Annotated in this window: 16 protein-coding genes and 7 pseudogenes; 16 read left to right on the top strand and 7 right to left on the bottom strand. The window is 57.8% G+C overall.

Annotated elements, in window-relative coordinates; translation table 11 throughout:
- Positions 1-187: 187 nt before the first annotated feature.
- Both ABID37_RS23815 and ABID37_RS23810 read right to left on the bottom strand, forming a co-directional pair.
- A complete protein-coding gene (locus ABID37_RS23815) occupies positions 188-700 on the bottom strand; it encodes a GNAT family N-acetyltransferase (protein WP_354199386.1) in 513 nt (170 codons plus the stop codon).
- Between the two features lie 3 nt (positions 701-703).
- The gene (locus ABID37_RS23810) at positions 704-1,006 is read right to left on the bottom strand and encodes a type II toxin-antitoxin system TacA family antitoxin (RefSeq protein WP_354199392.1); all 303 of its coding nucleotides are present in this window, start codon (positions 1,004-1,006) and stop codon (positions 704-706) included.
- 325 nt (positions 1,007-1,331) lie between these two features.
- Here ABID37_RS23810 and ABID37_RS23805 point away from each other — a divergent pair.
- The 3 pseudogenes from ABID37_RS23805 to ABID37_RS23795 form a co-directional block, all read left to right on the top strand.
- Positions 1,332-2,018: pseudogene (locus tag ABID37_RS23805) on the top strand (ParB/RepB/Spo0J family partition protein); the annotation flags it as partial.
- Positions 2,007-2,290 (top strand): annotated as a pseudogene (locus tag ABID37_RS23800) (TrbG/VirB9 family P-type conjugative transfer protein); the annotation flags it as partial. The pseudogenes ABID37_RS23805 and ABID37_RS23800, both read left to right, overlap by 12 nt.
- 28 nt (positions 2,291-2,318) lie before the next feature.
- Positions 2,319-3,038, top strand: a pseudogene (locus ABID37_RS23795) (TraB/TrbI/VirB10 family type IV secretion system protein); the annotation flags it as partial.
- On the opposite strand, the pseudogene ABID37_RS23790 reads toward ABID37_RS23795, so the two are convergent.
- Positions 2,991-3,194 (bottom strand): annotated as a pseudogene (locus ABID37_RS23790) (Arm DNA-binding domain-containing protein); the annotation flags it as partial. The pseudogenes ABID37_RS23795 and ABID37_RS23790 overlap by 48 nt on opposite strands.
- 227 nt (positions 3,195-3,421) lie before the next feature.
- Here ABID37_RS23790 and ABID37_RS23785 point away from each other — a divergent pair.
- Both ABID37_RS23785 and ABID37_RS23780 read left to right on the top strand, forming a co-directional pair.
- Positions 3,422-3,730 carry a type II toxin-antitoxin system RelB/DinJ family antitoxin gene (locus ABID37_RS23785; protein WP_354199385.1) on the top strand — a complete coding sequence of 103 codons (309 nt, stop codon included), beginning with the start codon at positions 3,422-3,424 and terminating at the stop codon, positions 3,728-3,730.
- The gene (locus ABID37_RS23780; protein WP_354199383.1) at positions 3,727-4,020 is read left to right on the top strand and encodes a type II toxin-antitoxin system RelE/ParE family toxin; all 294 of its coding nucleotides are present in this window, start codon (positions 3,727-3,729) and stop codon (positions 4,018-4,020) included. Before ABID37_RS23785 ends, ABID37_RS23780 begins: the two co-directional genes overlap by 4 nt.
- A 122-nt stretch (positions 4,021-4,142) precedes the next feature.
- On the opposite strand, the gene ABID37_RS23775 is transcribed toward ABID37_RS23780, so the two are convergent.
- A complete protein-coding gene (locus tag ABID37_RS23775) occupies positions 4,143-5,699 on the bottom strand; it encodes an ISL3 family transposase (protein ID WP_354199381.1) in 1,557 nt (518 codons plus the stop codon).
- 135 nt (positions 5,700-5,834) lie between these two features.
- On the opposite strand from ABID37_RS23775, the pseudogene ABID37_RS23770 reads away from it, so the two are divergent.
- From ABID37_RS23770 to ABID37_RS23755, 4 genes and pseudogenes are all read left to right on the top strand, one after another.
- Positions 5,835-5,998 (top strand): annotated as a pseudogene (locus tag ABID37_RS23770) (IS6 family transposase); the annotation flags it as partial.
- Positions 5,999-6,143: 145 nt separating this feature from the next.
- Positions 6,144-6,413: pseudogene (locus ABID37_RS23765) on the top strand (IS110 family transposase); the annotation flags it as partial.
- Between the two features lie 205 nt (positions 6,414-6,618).
- Positions 6,619-7,176, top strand: a pseudogene (locus ABID37_RS23760) (helix-turn-helix domain-containing protein); the annotation flags it as partial.
- Positions 7,177-7,233: 57 nt separating this feature from the next.
- Entirely contained in the window at positions 7,234-8,154 is a 921-nt protein-coding gene (locus tag ABID37_RS23755; protein ID WP_354199390.1) for an AraC family transcriptional regulator, read from the top strand.
- Between the two features lie 64 nt (positions 8,155-8,218).
- On the opposite strand, the gene ABID37_RS23750 is transcribed toward ABID37_RS23755, so the two are convergent.
- From ABID37_RS23750 to ABID37_RS23740, 3 genes are all read right to left on the bottom strand, one after another.
- The gene (locus tag ABID37_RS23750; protein WP_354199379.1) at positions 8,219-9,379 is read right to left on the bottom strand and encodes an aminotransferase class I/II-fold pyridoxal phosphate-dependent enzyme; all 1,161 of its coding nucleotides are present in this window, start codon (positions 9,377-9,379) and stop codon (positions 8,219-8,221) included.
- An 80-nt stretch (positions 9,380-9,459) separates the two neighbouring features.
- Positions 9,460-10,251, bottom strand: coding sequence for an SDR family oxidoreductase (locus ABID37_RS23745; protein ID WP_354199377.1), 792 nt, complete (start codon positions 10,249-10,251; stop codon positions 9,460-9,462).
- Between the two features lie 82 nt (positions 10,252-10,333).
- A complete protein-coding gene (locus tag ABID37_RS23740; protein ID WP_354199375.1) occupies positions 10,334-11,437 on the bottom strand; it encodes a cupin domain-containing protein in 1,104 nt (367 codons plus the stop codon).
- A gap of 903 nt (positions 11,438-12,340) precedes the next feature.
- On the opposite strand from ABID37_RS23740, the gene ABID37_RS23735 reads away from it, so the two are divergent.
- Genes ABID37_RS23735 through ABID37_RS23705 form a run of 7 tightly spaced genes read left to right on the top strand, consistent with a single transcriptional unit; the run spans position 12,341 to position 19,379 of the window.
- The gene (locus ABID37_RS23735; RefSeq protein WP_354199373.1) at positions 12,341-13,984 is read left to right on the top strand and encodes an ABC transporter substrate-binding protein; all 1,644 of its coding nucleotides are present in this window, start codon (positions 12,341-12,343) and stop codon (positions 13,982-13,984) included.
- A 48-nt stretch (positions 13,985-14,032) separates the two neighbouring features.
- Positions 14,033-15,001: an ABC transporter permease gene (locus ABID37_RS23730; RefSeq protein WP_354199371.1), complete on the top strand. Its 969-nt coding sequence runs from the start codon at positions 14,033-14,035 to the stop codon at positions 14,999-15,001.
- A gap of 27 nt (positions 15,002-15,028) precedes the next feature.
- Positions 15,029-15,880 (top strand): ABC transporter permease, encoded by an 852-nt coding sequence (locus ABID37_RS23725; RefSeq protein WP_354199369.1) that lies wholly within the window; start codon positions 15,029-15,031, stop codon positions 15,878-15,880.
- Entirely contained in the window at positions 15,877-16,884 is a 1,008-nt protein-coding gene (locus tag ABID37_RS23720; protein ID WP_354199367.1) for an ABC transporter ATP-binding protein, read from the top strand. Before ABID37_RS23725 ends, ABID37_RS23720 begins: the two co-directional genes overlap by 4 nt.
- Entirely contained in the window at positions 16,881-17,741 is an 861-nt protein-coding gene (locus tag ABID37_RS23715) for an ATP-binding cassette domain-containing protein (protein WP_354199365.1), read from the top strand. The genes ABID37_RS23720 and ABID37_RS23715 overlap by 4 nt, the downstream gene beginning before the upstream one ends.
- Positions 17,742-17,773: 32 nt before the next feature.
- Positions 17,774-19,219 (top strand): amidohydrolase, encoded by a 1,446-nt coding sequence (locus ABID37_RS23710; protein ID WP_354199363.1) that lies wholly within the window; start codon positions 17,774-17,776, stop codon positions 19,217-19,219.
- Between the two features lie 22 nt (positions 19,220-19,241).
- Positions 19,242-19,379, top strand: a complete 138-nt coding sequence (locus tag ABID37_RS23705) for a hypothetical protein (protein WP_354199361.1) — start codon at positions 19,242-19,244, stop codon at positions 19,377-19,379.
- Positions 19,380-19,384 lie beyond the last annotated feature (5 nt).

Here is a 19,384-nt window from a genome sequence, read left to right as displayed (position 1 = left end):
TTTCGGTCCAGGGCATCGTGATCTCCGTCGAATCTCAGGAATCCGACTGAATCATAACTCGCCGAAATCACTCGCTCCTTTTTGGAACGGACACTAACGTCGCCAAGTCTTCGCGGCTCAAACAGCCGAATGTTCTCCTTCGCGGCGCCGCGCCCGTCCCAAAATGCCATTTCCTTCCCCCATTTTCTTATTTGAAGAGCTGTTCGATGTCCGCCATCGGCCGGAACAGCTTCATCGGCTGGTCGGGAAACGGCAAAAAGCTTTCACGCTCGTAGAAGCGGTGCGCATTTTCATCCTTGGCATCTACGACTACCGCGAAGGACGCGATCTCGCTCCTGACGGCCCGAAAGAGGGCATCCGCCAGCAGAAACCGGCCGTACCCCTTGCCTTGTTGGCGCCGATCGACCGCGAGTCGGCCGAGAAGGGTTGCCGGAACGAGCGGATAGCGCGGCAGTTTCCGCACTGTCTTTTCCGGCAGGTCCCCGAGATTCACCGCCGTCGACGAAAGGGTGTAGTAGCCAGCCACCGTGCCGTCCGACAGCACCAGCACGAAGGGCGCGGCCATGTTCTTGCGGGCATCCTGACCGGCCTGAACTCGGAAATACCGGTCGAGCGGCTCGACGCTACTTTCGAACGCAGACCTGTCGTGCTGGGTGCCGAGGATCTCGACCCGCAGGGCTTCTCCGATATCGTCCGCCACCCGTCAGACGCCGGTCGCCTGGCGATAACGGCGCACCGTGTCACGAAGACGGTCGTTGACGGGCTGCGGGTTGAGCAACGCTTCTACGAAGGTCTCGCTGTCGCGGACCGACAGATCCAGACGCTGATGCTCCTCGATCGCCCGGCGGGCGGCCTCCTGGACGCTGGACAACACAAAATCGGTCACCGTCCGGCCCTGGAGGGCCGCGGCACGCTCAATAAGGCTTTTCTGGTCGGCCGTAACGCGCGTTTCCAGACGCTCGCCACGGACCCGGCCGCGAGGCGGATGTGTTGCAGTTTGGACCATCGACATTCTCCTTTCCGAAATATGTACGGCCATTGGCCGGGAAAAGCAAGCTGGAAGGGCGAATTGTGCAACAACCTGCTGCATTGCCAAGGGAGAGATGGTTTCGGCCATCTCTCCCCCGCGACCGCCGCCTGCACATGGCAGGACCGCGCGCTCTCAAGGCGGCAATAGCCGTCACTGTTCCAATCGCTCCCATCCGCCCCGCTCGCGCCACAGCCCGGCCATGCTCGCCGGCAGCCGCCCCCCTCTCTGCCGAGCGCTCACGCGCCCCCGGGAGGCATGTCGGGGACATGCCTCCGGCATTAACGGAGAAAGGATTGGAACAATGGCAAGGACAGCGAAAAAGGCGAAGGCCGTCACGGTTGCGACGGTCGAGCGCGTGGCGGCGGATGCGGAAATCCGCAGCGTCGGCGAAGCTATGGGGGACGTGGTGGCATTGCCCGCGCCGAACGCGGCCAGCGTGGCGGCGGAAGCCGCGAACACCTCGGAAGTGGAGACCACCACAGAAACCGTCACCGGCAGGGAAGTTCTCATTCCCCTCAACAAGCTCAAGAAATCTCCCTGTAATGCGCGCAAGACCCCGCACGGCGAGGAAACTGTCGAAACCTATGCGGCCAGCATCGCCGCCAAGGGCATCCTGCAAAACCTCGTGGTAGAGCCGGAGCTTGACGCGAACGGAACGCCGACCGGCTTTTACTTCGTCACCATCGGCGAAGGAAGGCGATTGGCGCAGATGTTGCGGGCGAAACGTAGGGAGATCAGGAAGACCGAGCCGATCCGTTGCGTCATCGATACGGCAAACGACCCGTTCGAGATCAGCCTTGACGAAAATGTTTCGAGGACCAACCTCCCGCCTGCCGATCAGTTCGAGGCTTTCCTGCAGCTCTCGCAGGATCGTGGATGGGGCGCAGAGGAAATCGCCGCCCGCTTTGGCGTCACCGCCCATGTGGTAAAGCAGAGGCTGAAGCTTGGCGCGGTCAGCCCGAAGCTGATGCAGGTCTACCGCTACGGGCTGACGGGCGACAATCCCCCGTGGAAACCCGTCACCGTCAATGACGATGGTCGGCGCGTCTATGTCGAGTTTCCCAGAGGGATCGTGCAGGGCGAGATGCCTCCGATCTTCGCATCGGCCCGGATGGCGAAGCGCAACTCGTCAAGGCACGAATCTACCGTCACATCCTGATTGTCGATCGTCTGTTCGGAGCGGCCGAGTTGCGCCTAGGTAGCGGCGACCGGCAGCAGAAGGTGAGGATTTCCCGCGCCGACGGAAGGCCTCAGTCATGAGCCAGGGAAACAGCATATAAGCGCTCCGATGCGGCTGCGGGCGGAACCGCCTCGCGTCACTCGGCTGTCGCGCAAGGTGCTCGCCAGCTTCACGGCCGTTGCCCTGGTCGGGATTGGCGGCGCTCTCATCTACGCCCTTCAGACCCGAAACACCGAACGTGATGGCGAGGAATTATACTCCACTGCAAATCGGCAGACGGCAGACGGCCTCGCCGGCTTGCCCCGAGACTATACCGGCCCGGTTCTTGGTCCGCCTTTGCCCGGCGATCTCGGGCGGCCAATCCTTGACGCGCAAAATCGCGGTCAGCCCGTCGGGCCCCCGGCGATTTCAACGCCGACTATTGACGAAGCCGAGCAGCGCCGCCTTGCAGAGGAGGAAGCCACGCGCACGTCGCGCGTTTTCTTCCAGACCCAGCCGGTCACGACGCCTTCCGCATCGGCAGGCTCAGTAACAGAAGGCCCTCCCGGTCTCGATCTCGCCGGCCTTTCTGCTCTGCCGGGTCAGCAGACCGCGCAGGATCGGCAAAACGCATTCCTCAATGCGCCGGCCGATCGCCGCACCACCGCCACGGATCGCGTTATGGCTCCCGCTTCGCCCTTCGTGCTCCAGGCCGGCGCGGTGATCCCCGCAGCACTCATCACCGGAATACGCTCGGATCTTCCGGGCCAAATCACTGCTCAGGTGACGGAAAACATCTACGACAGTCCGACCGGTCGCAGCCTTCTCGTACCGCAGGGAACGAGGATCGGCGATCGCGCGCCGCGCGTCGATGCATAACTCGCGAGCCCTGGCAAGCGATATCCCGTCACGGGCATACCTACCGAGATAGACGGTCTCCCGCCTGCCGTTCAGCCGATAGTCGAGCCTGAACGAGATGGCGCCCGACGGTGCAACGCGCACATACTTCGCCCATTTGGCTGGCGAATGTCGGCTTCCGGATTTGACGGTTTCGGCTGGAACGGCAGAAATAAGGGCGCTTAGCTGCCTCTAGGACTGTCTATCGTTACGACCGCTTTCCACTCCACAACTGTCGAAGCATTGGTCGATAGGACATCCTTGAAGATGCAGCGTGCAGTCGGGGTGGAATTCGTCATTCAAGTGCATTACATTGGCGCGAGAAGGAGGCGATCATGCCTGCAAACGCTCTTGTCCAGACACGAATCGACGCCGATGTCCGCGACCGCGCATCGGCCGTCCTGGAAAACATGGGTCTCACGGTCTCAGACGCAGTCCGTATCCTGCTCACCCGCACCGCCAACGAGGGCGCGCTGCCACTCGAACTGCTTTCGAACAGCGAGGCCCACGACGCCTGGTTCCGCGCCAAGGTGCGCGAGGCGCTGGAGGACAGCCGCCCGGACATTCCGGACGATGAGGTCGAGGCGCATTTCGCCGGGCGGCGCGCCGCCGCGCGGCGTAAGGTTGGCGACCTCGGATCGTGAGGCTCACCTGGTCGGCCTTTGCGCTCTCCGATCGCGACGGTATCTTCACCCATATCGAAGCCCACAATCCCGCTGCGGCCGTCGCCATCGACGAGCGGATCGTCGCGGCGACGCGCCGTCTCCGCGACTTCCCGGAAAGCGGTCGGCCGGGTCGCGTCGCCGGCACGCGCGAGCTGGTCGTCACCGGGACGCCCTATGTCGCAGCCTATCAAGTCACCGGCGAGACGGTGCGCATCCTGCGCGTCCTGCATGGCGCCCAGCAATGGCCGGACGATCTTCCGGAAAGGTGACCCGCACGCCTGTTCCCACGCTCGGCAGGGCGCTTCGGACTCCCCGCTGTCAATGACCGCGGAATCGGGACCCTGTATTTTCGCGTAAAAGGGGCTCTGACGCACTTTTGCTGAAGATTGGGTCATGTCGCGCCGATCATTCTCGCTTGAAGAAGGTCAATCTTGGCGTGACCGTACATCTGGCGTTTGATGAGCTTGAGCTTTGTGATCTGGCCTTCGGTCTGCCCGTTCGACCATGGCGAAACAATCGCGTTGCGAACTGCGGTGATATCTTTCTCGACGCCGCTGGCAAATGGGGCGACGAGGCTCGCCTTGGCAGTTTCAAGCCAGGCATCCAGCTTGGCAACGGCTTTTGACCGGATCATCTGCTGAAACGCATTGATCAGCGTGCGCGCGGATATCAGCTCAGGCACATTGCTTTCAATTGCTGCGACAAGTATCGCGTCGGACTTCGTCAGGTCATCGCGTGCCAGTGTCATCAACCGCGCAATGCTGCGCGCAGAAGGCGTGCGCGCTAACGCGTTTTGATTGGCTTTCTCCGCAAGGCGTCGTCGCCGTGCCCATTCGGATACGACGCCGCTCTGGCCGTGAAAGCCTTTGCTGCGCATCTCGCGCCACAGCGCCGAGGCATTGCGCGAGCCTTGTTCCCAGCGACTGTCGAGCCAAGGCAGCCAGCCTTCCAATGAGCTTTGCCGCACACGGAAGACATCAGATCGTTGACCCCGCAGGACACTGCGGACAAGCTTCCTGCTGTAGCCCGTGCGCTTGACAATCTTCTTGATAGACACGCCATGCTTGGCCAGTGCGAGGATCGTCTCGTTCGTCTCCTGGCGGCGCAGAAATCCTTCATATTGCAGCCGTTCCGCATAGGTCAGAAGTTTCGGATCAATGATCGCACTGCCGACGGCTTTCCGGATCTGCCGCATGGATTTGGCGACCGCATCGAGGAATGCCCGACTGGAATTCTCCATGAGATGCCAGCGGTCTGCGACCTGCTCTGCATACGGCAGCGCCTTCGCGATTGCCTCGCCATATCCGCCGCCTCGGTCGCGCGCGACAATCGAGACCGACGGATGTCCTGCAAGCCAGGCGCGAGAGGTACCTTGTTCTCGATCGGGCAATAGCGTGACGGGCCGCCGCCGCTCGAGATCGCAGACGATGGTCCCATAGCGCTGGCCGCGCCGAAACGCGAAGTCATCGATGCCTATCACCGACAATTCCTCATGATGCTCGACAGAACGTCGGCGCACGGCACGCAGCAGCGTGTCATTGCTCACCGGCATCATAAGCCGTGCGGCAAACGCTGAGGCAGGTCGACCGCCTAGCGCCAGACCCAGATGATGGACAATGGTTTCCAACCGGCCGGTCCTTCGACCGTGCCGTGCCAGAACCTCGTCGCCGAAGCGTTCGCAGAATATCCGCCGACTGCATAAGACTGCATCGCACCAGAAACGTCGGGCGAGAACAGTTAACTCGACGCTGCGGCCTCCAAGCGGCAAGTCGGCAGGCCGGCGAACATAGTGACTTTGAACACGTTCGCTCAACCGGCCGCAATCGGGACAGCGGCCTGCCTGCTTATCTGATCGGAGCCGTATTTGAACGCGCGACCCGGAAAGGCTGATTGAATCTACCGAGAAGCCGTCTGGAGCTAACTTTGAACGTGGAAACCTCTGAACCATCGGCCATCCCTCCATGCGAATGGCCGACCGTGCGTAGAAATTTCAGCAAATGTGAGTCAGAGCCCCGTTTGGACGAAAATCACCCCTCAAACAGGGTCCTCATTCCATGAAAAATCACAAGCTGCGCGCGTCTGTTTGCCTGGTATCGAGCACCGGCAAAAAGGCTTGAACAACCGGGCAGAGAATTCCCATCAGCCGATCGGACGACGGGAACGGATCATGAAGTGTTCAAATCAGCAGGTCAGCTCCAGTGCTTCGTCTCCATCCACGACCCAATCGCCAGCCTCTTCCACATGCCCCCCATAAGATGGCATCCACATGGGGTAATCGCCGGAACGGCGGCCCTGAGAACCAAATCATGTTCCTGAGCGGTGGCTGTTCCCCGATAAGATGAAATACGGGCTCACGACTGGACGCCGGGCCCAGCATCAACGGAGAACAGCCATGGAAGAATATATCGGTCTCGACGTGTCGATGAAAGAGACGGCGATGTCTATCCGCCGTGAAGGCGAGAGGATTTGGCGCGGAAAGTGCGCATCCGATCCCAACATCGTTGCCGAGCTTGTCCAAAAGCGGGCACCGGCCGCAAAGCGCGTCGTGTTCGAAACCGGCCCGCTGTCAGTGTGGTTCTATCATGCGCTGCGTGCCAAGGGACTGCCAGCCATCTGCATTGATGCGCGCCATGCCAAAGCCGCGCTTGATATGGCGGCCAACAATTGCGGACCTCCATGCCGGGAACTTCACGCGATATTGACGACGAAACGTATTTTCTTCCCAAGAGAATAGGGTTTTGTCTATCACAGCGTGATGTTCAATAGAAGCTGAGATGGCTAATATGCGCGTATCGGCGAAGGCGGAGCCTAGTAGATTTGATCAATAATCTCATTCGGTAAGGGAGTCATGTGAGAACAACCCTGAGATGACAATCGGGCACGAGGTGCGTGCCTATAGGAAGAAACTGGGCGTTACCGTGGCAGACCTTGCATCCACGACCAGTATGTCTGTTGGTATGCTTTCCAAGATTGAGAACGGAAACATCTCTCCCTCACTCACCACGCTGCAAAGTCTTTCCAAGGCGCTTGGAGTGCCGCTCACAGCGTTCTTTCGAGGTTTCGAAAAGCCACGCAAGGCGACATTCGTGAAAGCCGGCCAAGGTGTTGATCTCAAGAGGCGAGGTACACGAGCCGGGCATCAATACAGCCTTCTGGGGCATCTGGATAACAATAGCAGCGATGTAACCGTAGAGCCTTACCTGATCACATTGACGACTGAATCCGATGTCTTCCCGACTTTTCAGCACGAAGGCAACGAACTGATCTTCATGCTTGAGGGAGAGGTCGTGTATCGGCACGGCGATCAGCTCTACACCATGCAAGTCGGTGACAGCCTTTTCTTCGACGCCGATGCGCCGCATGGTTCCCAGGTGTTGGTAAAACTGCCTGCCAGGTATATTTCGGTAGTCAGTTACGTTCAAAGATTGCGACTGCCGGCTTTACCCCACGTTGATTGCGGCTATCTTGAACATCGACTGGATATGGCGACGCCGGCAAGGATAATGTGGGAGGAGCGATTGTCGATCGATGATCCGACGCGCAAAACGGTGGGGCCGACCGGGAGGGAAAACCTGGCGTGGCCGGAGCCAAAGTACTGGCACGGAGGCTTCGGACGCGCTTCATGGGTATTGATGTCCGGTCCGACGGCCATCCATGCCCATCCTCATGCCCAGATCGTGTTCAACATCTCCGAGGAAATGGCGCTTTGCCTGCTGGAAGACGAGAAGTTATTCCTACCGCCCGGGACAGCGGTTTTCCTCCCAGCGTATTGCCCCCACCACTGCTCGCCCGTAGCCGGCGCGCAGGCCTCGCTGTTCATGCTTAATCTCGAGACCAACTGGCTCCGCAGCGCGCAACCGTTCATTTTTGAAGCGGCGAAGGGCAGCAAGGCGCGCATGATTTTGTTCGCCATCACGCCGCGAATGGCGGGACTGATCAGAAGCAGCTTCACCGCGGGGCGCAACCATGTGAATGGTGATGAACCATTCCACGATCTAAGCGTCGGAATCCTGCTGGACTACGTGGCTACGGCAGCGGATGACAGCGCATCGAAGGTGCATCTGCGAAAGACGGCTGCGGCGGATTTTCGTATTCGCAAGGCCATGCAAATCATGCGCGAGTTCCCGAAGACCTCATTGGAAGTCTCCTCCCTGGCACGGGCCTGCGGTTTGTCGCGCCCGCACTTTCACAAGCAGTTTGTCGAGGTCGCGGGGGTGTCGCCGCGATTGTTCCTGAATTCTCTCTTGATGGATGCGATCATCGATAGGATGCGGGACCGGTCGCTCTCTCTCGCTCGTATCGCGGAAGAGTTCGAGTTTTCGGCGCCCGGAAATTTCACTCGATTTTTCGCCCGTCATACAGGCTTGCCACCTGCGAGCTACAGGGCATCGATGATGAACTAGCTGGATAGCCGACACACCGGTCCCCCCCGCAAGGATCCGCTTCCGTCTTCCGCCATCAACGGTCTCAAAGGGTCAACCGTTGCAGTCTTCTCGCAGCTTCGGTAAGGCGCTCGATCGGCGCGGTCAATGCCACCCGGACATAGCCTTCCCCAGACGCTCCGAAGCTGCACCCCGGCGAGATGACAACCCCGGCTTCTTCAAAAATTCTGTTGGCGAGATCGGCGGAGCTGATATCGGCCATGATGCGTCCCCATAAGAACAGCGACGCAACGGGCTCGTTGACGTGAAGCCCTATATTCCTCAGCACGGGTATGATGACATCGCGCCGCTCCTGGTAAACACGAGACATTTCCCTTGGGAACCGCCAGCCAACGGTCAATGCGGCAATAGCAGCGTCCTGGATCGCCCCGAACGGACCAGCATCGATGTTCGGCTTGAGATGCTTGAGCGCTGAAATTACGTCTCTGTTTCCGGCGATGAACCCGATCCGCCAGCCAGTCATGTTCCATCCCTTGGACAGGGAGAATATCTCCACGCCAACGTCTGCGGCCCCCGGGCTCTCAAGGAAGCTTGGAGCGATGTATCCGTCGAAGGTAATCTCGGAATATGCGTTGTCGTGGATGACGATCAAGTCATTGCGACGGGCAAAATCGACAACCTTCGCGAAAAACTCTCGCGTGGCTACGGCGCCGGTGGGGTTGTTGGGATAGTTGAGATAGAGTACGCGCGCGCGGGCCAGGACTTCCGACGGTATGTTATCGAGATCTGGAAGAAACGCGTTGCTTTCCAGCAGAGGCAGCGCATGTCCCGCAGCACCTGCCAAATGAATAGCGGATTCATAGATCGGATATCCCGGCTCCGTGTAAAGGCAGTAGTCTCCTTCGCCCAACAAGGCAAAGCCGAGATGGTGAACCGCTTCCTTTCCGCCCAAGACCGGGAAAATCTCGTAGACAGGATCAAGCGACACGCCAAATCGCGCCGCCATGAAATCGGCGGCCGCGTTGAGGAATGCAGCCTTTCCCCGATTGGTGGGATAAGTATGGTTTTTCGGATTGCGAAGAGCTTCAATTGCCGCATTGACGACTAGGGGGCACGTCGCGAGATCGGGATCTCCGGACGCGAGCGCGATTATATCTATCCCCTTCGCTCGCTGTTCTTCGATGCGCTTGGCAAGGGTCGCGAACAGATACGGCTTTAGCGCATTCAATCGTGAGGCTGGCTTCATTTTAGGGGCGATCCGGATCGAACTGAATTTCAAACGGGCTGGGCTGAGTCCGGATGACGGCTATCATCATCCGGAACTTATTAGACGTTGCTTCGGATCAGGCCGCCATCGACCTGAAGCGTCGCACCTGTGATGTAGGACGCCTTTTGGCTTGCCAGAAACGCTACCGCGTCCGCCACTTCGTCCGGGCGGCCGAAGCGTCGAGCCGGGATCGTCGCGGTGATGTTGTCGAGCCGCTGTTCGAGAGTGATATTCTGGTTTTTCGCGGCAAGCTTTGCATTGTTGGTGATGCGATCGGTCAAGATCACGCCAGGCAGGATGGAGTTGACCGTCACGCCGTCGGCGGAAACCTCGTCTGCCATCGATTTCATGAACCCGACCAGGCCGGGACGGATGCCGTTCGACAGATGGAGATTTGCGACCGGCTGCTTAACCGAGCTCGAGGCCAGCAGGATGATGCGGCCCCACTTGGCTGCTCGCATGGCGGGGAGTGTCGCACGAATGAGACGAATGGCCGACAGGTATGTCAGTTCGAATGCGTTGCGCCAGTTGTCATCCGTGATTGCATCGAAGGCGACCGGCGGCGGGCCTCCGGCATTAAGAACCACGATCTCGACTTCACCGAATTTCGCTTTTGCCGCCTTTACCAACAGGTCGAGATCGTCGGCCTTCGTGACGTCGCAGGCGATGGCGAAAACGTCCCCGCCGGTTTCCGTTCTGATCGTTTCGGCCGCTTTGTCCAGTTCCTCTTGATCGCGCGAGCAGATCACGACGCGCGCGCCCTCGCGGGCGAGGGATTTGGCCGAGCTCAGGCCAAGCCCCTTGCTCGATGCCATCACAATTGCGCATTTTCCCTTGATGCCCAGATCCATCTACGTCTTCCAATCTTGATGCTGTTAATCACCCGGCTTGACCGCGAAGCGCCCCTTTGAGGACGCTTCGCACAGTAGTATCTCAGGAGAGCTTCTCGGGAGGCGTCGCCGCCGTGACACCGTCGGGAAGCTGCTCGAAATAGAGCCCGAGCTTGTGCAGCGTCGGATCGTCCTGAATGGAGAACAGGTAGGCGCCGTCGTTGTTGGGGTTCTCATGGTGGTGCCATTCGAGCGAGGGGACCACGAAAAAGTCTCCCTTCTTCCATTCGAATGTCCGGTCTTTCAGAACAGTACGGCCACTGCCTTCTACTACATGGAACACCTTGTGACCGGTCTGACGGCGCGGATGGGTCTTAATACCCGGCCGAATGAGATGGGCGCGCAAGGCAAGAGTATCAAAAACGGAAGCGCCATTGAACGGGTTCACATATTCGACCGAAATGTCTTCAAAGGCGTTCGTGTCACCGGCAAGCGCCATCTCATCGAGTACCCGGCGCGTGTCGGCCCACCGGAAATGAATCATCGAACTGCGTTCCGGTTTCCTATCGAGAGCGATAGACGGTCGCAGGCCGGCAGTCCCATATCGGCGTTTCGTAGCGCCCGTATTGATCATTTCCTGGGGCATGACCATGTCCTCTTTATGCACCGCATCAAGGAAACGAACCAAGCCCAGATCAAGCCCGTCGAACCACAGTGCAGGCTCGGAGCTGTCGTTTCCGTGGCCGTGCCAACTCATAAACGGCGTCAGGACGAGATCGCCCGGTTCCATGTCCACCCGATCCCCGTTGACAGTGGTGAACGCCTTACCGCTGATGAAAAACCGAAATGCAATGATGCTGTGGCGATGCGGTCGAGCGTTTTCTCCCGGCATAAGCAACTGAACGGACACCGACATTGTATTCGTGACGGTTTCGTCTGGGATACCCGGATTCTTCAGCCGCACAAATCGGCGCTCCGCGCCGGCGATCCCATCGGGGAGTTTTTCTTGGAATTTGAGCGCATGCCAAATAGATTCGCTGACGGACTCGCCATTCCAATGGTGCGGAATAACCTTGTCTTTTTTCGGAACGATGATTGGAAGGTCGTCGATGGCGGCGAAGGTTAGGTTTTTATCCTTCAGCTCTTGGCGATAGGTGTCGATGTCTTTTGGTGCTGTTTCCCAAAAGGGATGTTTTTGCGAGCTCATTTTTTATCCTTTCAGTCTGTTCCACATTACCGGTTAAGTTTGGGCCATCAGAGCCGGGCATTGCATTGAAAGAACGGAATTCTCGCCTCCAAAAGTGTGCGACGATGCGGCGACATTTGCCTTGCCCCCTCAGCCGCCATATTTTTCGAGTTGCTGATGGGGTGATGGATCGCGCCCAAAACACCCGTCCTCGCATTGTCGCTGGTAGGCATTTTTGTCTACCGTGAGTGAATGGAAGTACCTTTTGAGAAGTTGTGTCAATAATGGCGACGCTCAACCTCGGAGTGATTTTGTAGGCCTCAAAATGGTTGGTAAACGCTGTGCGGTCGCCTTTGGGCGAGAGAAAAAAGAGAAAATAAAACAATTACATATCAAATTACTGTGAAGTCCAGCAGCTTTCTGGCGCCGTCTGGGAGACTGCTGCTAGACGGAGGATTTCGGCGGACGCGCCTGACCAGAATATCAGACATAGTGATAAGTGCGTCGAAGATGTCGGCGCGTGCGGGTCACGCTTGCGGGCCAGAATGTTGGTGACTGGCTGCGAGAACATAGCCTGGTGGAGCGTCGGACGTGGATTCGTCACTTGTTCCGGCAGGAGAGCACCATGAGCCCGATATTGGCTTCGCTTTTGGGAAGAGATACCGGCGGCCTTGATCCTTCGCTTGGTCTCTCTGTGGCCATTCTCCAGCAATCGTAAAGTGACCATTTCTCGCAATGTATTGACCAAAATCAACCTTTACTCCAGTGGCGGAGTCGAGGATCATTCTGTGGAAATATTGTTTCTCATAAATAAAATAATGAGGCGCGCCCTCTGACCGCGCCCGCAGCCGCATGACATTGGTGCGGCCGACTCGTTAATGCGCGTGAAATTCGCTCATCAGCAATTCAGATTTGGAGCCTTGCATGCCTAGCCCGACCACACTGATCCGTCGTCGCCACGTACTGGCCGGCTTGGGAGCCAGCGCTTTCTTCCCGGCTATCACCGCAGTGATGGCGCACACAAAGGTCAGGTCGGGTGAGCCTCTTCCGCCCATTCTTTTGGAAAGCTATGCGGATCAGGCGACCGTCGAGATCACGCGCCTCTATGCGCAGGAGTTGGCAAAGCTTGGTATTCTGACCGATCACAAGCCGCTGTCCTTTTCGCAGGTTCTCGCGAAGGTCGTTGCTCAGAAGAATTTTTCACTCGCCCTCTCAGGGAACGGTCCGGCTGAAGACCGTATCGATCCGGACTATTATACCCGCGTCTATTACAGTTCGACGGGCTTGATAAACATTCCGGGTTACAGCAACCCGGAATATGACCGTCTGGCACTTGCGCAGGCGCAGGAAATCGATCCGGAGAAACGTAAGAAGCTTGTCTTCGATTCACAGCGCATCTTCGCTGAGGACATGCCGTCATGGCTGATCTGTGCGAGAGATGCGCTCAACCCCGTGAACACGGCGCTTTTCAAGAACTACAAGCAGTCGCGCGGTCTTGGCCTCGATACCTATCATGTGGCGCCGTACATGCTGGTCGAGCCGGTAGGGAATGTAACTGAGATCAACATCGCAACGGTTTATGCAATGACCTCTGCGCACCCCCTGACCGAGCGGTCAGCCAACGGTCGTGGGTATCTCCGTTTCATCTACGACACGCTGCTTCGTTACGACAGCGATCTGAACATCGTCCCCTGGGCTGCCGAATCCTTTAGAATGCTCGCACCTGACCTGTATGAGATTACGTTGCGCTCTGGAATGAAGTGGCATGACGGGAAGCCAGTGACTGTAGAAGATCTGAAGTTCACGATCGAATACCTTCTCAAGTGGAAACCTCCATTCCTCTCGACGTATGTTGAGCAGATCGATAACGTCGAAATTACATCCGAGAACGTCGTCAACATCAAGCTGAAGCGGCCGACGGTCACCTTCCAGACAGTGGGCATGACGCAGCTCTTCATCATGCCGAGGCATATTTGGGGCGGGTTGGAGGAGAAGGGCGTGAAAAGCCCGATGGAGTGGGACGCCGTCAACGATGGCGGGCTTGTCGGAAGTGGTCCGTTCAAATTCGTGGGCTTTCAGAAGGACGTGGACTGCTATGTGGTCGCCAATCGGGATCATTGGACCGGTGGCCCCAAGATTTCCGGCATTCACCTTCTGCAGGTGAGCAATGTCGAGCAGCTCATCGGCGGTATGGAAGCCGGAAACGTTCATGCAATTCTGGACGGGCTTACGATCGTCGAGGCGACCCGCTTGGCGGAGCTCGAAGGAATCGAACTGCTTCGCACTCCCAGCGCGACGCTGGTGAACTTCTACCTCGATAACCGGATAGCGCCCTTCAACGATCGTGCGCTGCGCTTGGCAATGTACTACGCGCTTCCGAAGAAGAAGATCATCGATGTCGTTCTCGGTGGCGCAGCTACCCCTGCGCGCCGCGCACCGCTGCCTCCGGTATTCGACGAATGGATTTCTCCGGATATTCCAGGTGACGAATACGACATAGAGCGAGCGAAAACGATCCTGGCTGAAGCAGGTTATCATGTGAAGGACGGTCGGTTGATCATGAAGTGAGGCTCTGCCGCATGCCGGAAACCTACATCAATCGATGAGAACGTATTCATGATCGACTATATTGTTCGGCGTACGCTGCTGAACATCATGTTGCTTGTCATGTTGACAACGTTGATGTTCATCCTGTTTCGTCTCGTCCCGGCAGACCCGGTGGCCGTGATCCTGTCGCCGGACGTACCGGAAGATGTACGGAACGCCTTGCGACGGGACTGGGGCCTCGATCGACCGTTGGCAGAGCAGTTCCTCGCATATATCTGGAATCTGCTTCGCGGTGATTTCGGCATTTCGTTCGCTTACCAGCAACCCGTCTGGACAGTACTGTCCGACAAGCTCTTGAACACGGTTGTCCTCATGATTCCGGCGACGCTGGTCGCTGTGATCATTGGTATTGCTGGTGGCGTTCTGTTCGCCTGGAAACGAGGCACTTGGCTGGAGTTGATAGGCGTTATCCTGCCGCCTGTACTGCGCGGCATTCCTGTGTTCTGGCTGGGCGTCATTCTTCTGATGATCTTTGCTTACGGACTTAAGTGGTTTCCGATTGGCGGCATGTCTGCGGTGGGCGTCATGCCGGCGAGCAAATGGGATATATACCTCTCCGTTGAGTTCCTGCGCCACCTCGCGCTGCCGGCACTCTGTATGATTCTGACGTCGATATCCGAGCCGATCCTGATCATGCGCAGCTCGATGCTCGAAACGAGTGGAGAGGACTACCTCGAACTCATCCGCGCGAAGGGAGCCTCGGAAGGCCGTATCCTTTATCACGCGGCGCGCGGGTCGATGTTACCCGTCGTAACCTGGGTCTTTCATATGTTCGGTTACGCGATCTCAAGCACCGTCGTTATCGAGATCGTGTTCTCGTGGCCAGGGCTGGGCCGAGAGATGGTCAACGCCATCAGCGCCTATGACTATCCACTCGTTCAAGCCTCATTCTTCCTGATATCTGTAATCGTCATATCACTCAATTTCCTGACCGACATCGTCTACGGCTTCCTAGACCCAAGAGTGACATACAGTTGATAGTCGTTTTCAATACATGGCAAAAAAATGACGCTTATTCGAGAATACTTTAACGAAGCTTTCAGCCGCTTTGGATTATTTGTCTGCGTCCTGTATATCGCGGTCGCGATATTGGCGCCGATATTTTCTCCTTATAACCCGTGGGAGAACAACATGGGAGCGGACGGAACGCTGGCGCGCTTGCAGCCGCCCAGCGCCCAATTTCTCCTCGGAACGACCGTCTACGGTCAGGACGTGCTGAGCCAGCTTTTGCTGGGAACGAAACAGGCCTTGATCGTGGGTGGGGTGACGGCGCTCATCGTGGGCATCATAGGAACGAATGTCGGGCTGATAGCCGGCTACTACGGCGGAACGGTCGATGAAGTCCTGATGCGTATCACGGACTTCGTCTACGCCATCCCGTTTCTCCCCTTCATGATGATTGTCTCCGCTTTTATCGGGCGTAGTACGACGATCGTTATCGCGGCGATGGCGTTGATTTTCTGGCGTACCGCTGCGCGTGTTGTGCGGGCGCAGGTTTTGACGCTCAAGACCAGGCCTTATGTTACGGCAGCTCGCGCCAGCGGCGCGAGCGACTTCCGCATCATGTACGTGCATCTGCTGCCTAACATCGTGCCGCTTGGCATGCTCTACCTGATCTTCAGCGCAGCGCTTGCGATCATCAACGAGGCGAGCCTGAGCTTCATCGGACTTGGAGATCCCAATAGTCTCAGTTGGGGCCTGATGCTCAACCAGGCATTTGTAACGGGATCGATACGTGTTGCCTGGTGGTGGGTCGTTCCCCCAGGGGCGGCGCTTATGCTTCTGCTAGTCGGTATTTATTTCCTATGCCGCGGATTTGAGGAGCGTGCCAATCCACGCCTGAAGGTGAAGAGATGAGTATGCTCGGTGTACAAGACCTGAGGGTTACCTTTCAATCGGACGGGAAAGCACTTTCGGCCGTAGACGGTGTCTCGCTTACGCTTGATCGTGGTGAATCGCTCGGCATCGTCGGCGAGTCTGGATGCGGGAAGACCACCTTAACGAAGGCGATCCTGCGCCTGCTGCCAGCGAACGCAAAAACCGAAGGACGGGTAGAGTTCCAAGGCAAGAACCTTGTCGAGCTGTCGGTAGCGGGATTGCGCGAGATCCGGTGGCAGGAGCTTTCGCTGATCACCCAAAGTGCGATGAATGCGCTCGACCCGGTTTGGCGCGTGGGTGATCAGCTTATCGAAGCTATTCGGCTTCATGACGATTGTTCCAAAGCCGAGGCGCGTGCTCGTTCAGTGAAATTGTTCGACCTCGTGGGCTTGAAGTCAGAATGGCTCGATCGCTACCCCCACGAGTACAGTGGTGGGATGAAGCAGCGTGCTATCATCGCGATGGCGCTTGCGCTCGGACCGGCAATGATAGTGGCCGACGAGCCGACAACGGCCCTCGACGTAGTGATGCAGGACCAAGTCTTCGCGGAGATTGATCGCATCCGAGCCGCGGGCAAGACAGGCATCGTTCTGATCACGCACGACATTTCGCTCGTCGCTGAGAACTGCGACCGGGTTGCGGTGATGTATGCTGGCAAGATCGTCGAATATGGCAACACCAAGGATATTCTCGATCTACCAAAGCATCCCTATACGATCGGTCTGCGCAACGCTTTTGCGGAACTCGACGGGGACCACGAGCTCATCTCGATTTCAGGTGGGCCGCCAGATCTGACAAATCCGCCTAAAGGTTGTCGCTTCAAGCCCCGGTGTCCGCTCGCTTCCGACGGCTGCAACCGGGAACCGCCCTTGAGCGTCCTGGATGATGGGCGAAGCGTTGCATGCCACAACTTGCCACAGGTCGAAGCCTTCCGAGGTGTAGCCAAACTTGCGAGTACCTGGGAGATGGTGGAGAGATCATGACTATTGCTACGACAACGTCGACTCCGCTTCTCGAAGTCGACGATCTCTGCAAATCGTACGCGCCGAAGCGTGGGTTGATCGGTTCGATACTTGCGCGCGGGTCCAAGCCATCGAATACCCTTAAAAATATCAGTTTCGATCTTGGCAAGGGCGAGATTCTGGGCGTCGTCGGAGAGTCCGGCTCTGGAAAATCGACGCTCGGCTTCACCATCTTGGGGCTGATTGAAGCATCGTCCGGCTCGGTTCGCTTCGCTGGCAAATCCCTGCCGAGAGACGCCCGTGAGCTTCGGACATTTCGGCGCTCGGCCCAAATGATCTTTCAGGATCCGTACCAGTCTCTCAATCCGCGGTTTCGCATCAAGGACATCGTGACCGAGCCCCTGCTGGTATACGGCCTCATCGGCAATGGTGAAGTTACTGCTGCCGCCGAGGAGGTTCTCGATCTGGTCGGCCTTCGGCCTGGAAAGAGCTATTTGGAACGCTTTCCGCACGAATTGAGCGGTGGCCAGCGGCAGCGTGTCTCAATTGCGCGTGCCGTCGTGCTCAAGCCAAAGCTGCTCATCGCCGATGAACCGGTTTCTATGCTGGATGTGTCCATCCGTGCAGGTATCCTGCGGCTCTTGCGTTCGCTCTCGGCGTCGATGGAGATGAGTGTCGTCTACATCTCCCACGATCTTTCGACGGTCCGGTACATCTGCGATCGGGTAGCCGTCATGTATCGTGGTGAGATTGTCGAGATTGGTTCGACCGATCAAATAATCGCCTATCCCGTCCATCCTTACACGAAGCGTCTGCTTTCCGCTGTTCCACGCATCTCCTTTGCCGAGAAGCGCCAGCGTGTCGCGCAGCATGCTTGAGCTGGTTAACTCCAAAGATCGAAGGTGCAGCTGTGAGTAACAATAAGGACAGCAAGACGTTTGTCAAAGAGGCGATCGATGGAGACTTCCCGATCTTCAGAAAGGCTGCGGAGGAGATTTGGAACCTCGCCGAGACTAAGTTCGAGGAGGTCCGCTCGGCCCGCATCCAGGCCGATCTCATGCGCGAGAATGGCTTTACCGTAACTGAGGGGATTGCCGGCATTCCGACTGCTTTTGTGGCTGAGTACGGAGAGGGCGGTCCCGTCATCGCGATACTCGGCGAATACGACGCTCTCGATGCGATGAGCCAGGAGCCTGCTTTGCCCAAAAAGCAGCCCGTCGTTGAAGGCGATGCTGGACATGGATGCGGCCATCATATCCTCGGGACGGCAGGGGCCCTTGCTGCTGTCGCTGCAAGAAAATATCTCCAAATGAAAGGAATTCCCGGTAGGGTGCGCTACTATGGATGCCCGGCCGAAGAAGGCGGAAACGCAAAAGCGTTCATGGTCCGCGAAGGTCTGTTCGGCGATGTGGACGTCGCGCTTTCCTGGCATCCGGGAACCTTGAATGCGGTGATGGCGGTAAACTCGCTGGCCTACTACCAAACGCATTTCCATTTCACAGGCACTGCGAGCCATGCCGGGACCTCGCCACATCTGGGACGTAGTGCTCTCGATGCTGTAGAGCTGATGAATGTCGGCGTGAACTATCTGCGTGAGCATGTGCCCCAGTCCTCGCGCATCCATTATGCGATCACCAATTCGGGCGGCGCCTTTCCGAACATCGTACAGAGCTCGGCGTCGGTGCTGTATCTGGTGCGCTCTCCCAGTCAGACGGGTGCCAAGGACATTATCGAGCGTGTCCAGAAAATCGCACAGGGCGCGGCGCTGATGACCGGCACGACGGTAGAGTGGAAGATCACGACGGCAGCTGCGTCCTTCCTTGGCAACGACGTTCTCGAGGGCCTTTATGAAGCCAACCTGGCGGCGGTCGATGCGCCTGATTTCGATGATGAGGACATCCGACTGGCGCGCGCGTTCAAGGACACATTCTCAGCAGCCGATATTGCCGAATCCTTCGACCAGTTTGAACTGGTCGAAGATCCCGATCTGATATTGCATCGATCGTCTTTGCGGCGCGGGGCGAAGCGGTTTCAGCATTTCTTCTCGACCGATGTGTCCGATGTCAGCCGGGTTATCCCTACGGCGCAGTTTTATGGCGCCTGCTATGCGATCGGCACGCCGTTCCATTCCTGGCAGATGGTCGCGCAGGGAATGGCGCCGGCAGCAATGAAGGGCATGAAGTACGCTGCGAACGTGATCGCGTCCACCGCGCTCGATCTATTCGGCGATCCGTCTCTCGTGGAGGCCGCGAAGAAAGAGTTCCGGATGCGGTCGCTCAAGGAACCCTATGAATGTCCGATCCCTCCGGATGTCATGCCCGCGCTCCCATCCCGGCAGGCTGAAAAGGCAAACTAGCACTGCTTTGGCAGATTGAAAGATGATGCTCGATTTGACGGTGGCAGTGGGGGCATCGGCATTCCGCGTCGATCAACATCAGGGTGACAATGACGGCGCGCCGCGAAATCAGAACCAAGGCCTTGGCCTGAAAACGCCGCTACATTGGGACTGGCATTGACTGGT

The sequence above is a fragment of the Aquamicrobium terrae genome (assembly GCF_040545735.1).
GTDB lineage: Bacteria > Pseudomonadota > Alphaproteobacteria > Rhizobiales > Rhizobiaceae > Mesorhizobium > Mesorhizobium terrae_A.
Note: the sequence above shows the minus strand (reverse complement) of the source record. Positions and strands in the feature narration are given on the sequence as shown.

Bases quoted from the DNA above. Each gene is read 5' to 3' on its own strand.
- ABID37_RS23810 (WP_354199392.1), bottom strand. From the start codon at position 1,006: ATGGTCCAAACTGCAACACATCCGCCTCGCGGCCGGGTCCGTGGCGAG.
- ABID37_RS23785 (WP_354199385.1), top strand. From the start codon at position 3,422: ATGCCTGCAAACGCTCTTGTCCAGACACGAATCGACGCCGATGTCCGC.
- ABID37_RS23775 (WP_354199381.1), bottom strand. From the start codon at position 5,699: ATGGTTCAGAGGTTTCCACGTTCAAAGTTAGCTCCAGACGGCTTCTCG.
- ABID37_RS23755 (WP_354199390.1), top strand. From the start codon at position 7,234: ATGGCGACGCCGGCAAGGATAATGTGGGAGGAGCGATTGTCGATCGAT.
- ABID37_RS23750 (WP_354199379.1), bottom strand. From the start codon at position 9,379: ATGAAGCCAGCCTCACGATTGAATGCGCTAAAGCCGTATCTGTTCGCG.
- ABID37_RS23745 (WP_354199377.1), bottom strand. From the start codon at position 10,251: ATGGATCTGGGCATCAAGGGAAAATGCGCAATTGTGATGGCATCGAGC.
- ABID37_RS23740 (WP_354199375.1), bottom strand. From the start codon at position 11,437: ATGAGCTCGCAAAAACATCCCTTTTGGGAAACAGCACCAAAAGACATC.
- ABID37_RS23735 (WP_354199373.1), top strand. From the start codon at position 12,341: ATGCCTAGCCCGACCACACTGATCCGTCGTCGCCACGTACTGGCCGGC.
- ABID37_RS23730 (WP_354199371.1), top strand. From the start codon at position 14,033: ATGATCGACTATATTGTTCGGCGTACGCTGCTGAACATCATGTTGCTT.
- ABID37_RS23725 (WP_354199369.1), top strand. From the start codon at position 15,029: ATGACGCTTATTCGAGAATACTTTAACGAAGCTTTCAGCCGCTTTGGA.
- ABID37_RS23720 (WP_354199367.1), top strand. From the start codon at position 15,877: ATGAGTATGCTCGGTGTACAAGACCTGAGGGTTACCTTTCAATCGGAC.
- ABID37_RS23715 (WP_354199365.1), top strand. From the start codon at position 16,881: ATGACTATTGCTACGACAACGTCGACTCCGCTTCTCGAAGTCGACGAT.
- ABID37_RS23705 (WP_354199361.1), top strand. From the start codon at position 19,242: ATGATGCTCGATTTGACGGTGGCAGTGGGGGCATCGGCATTCCGCGTC.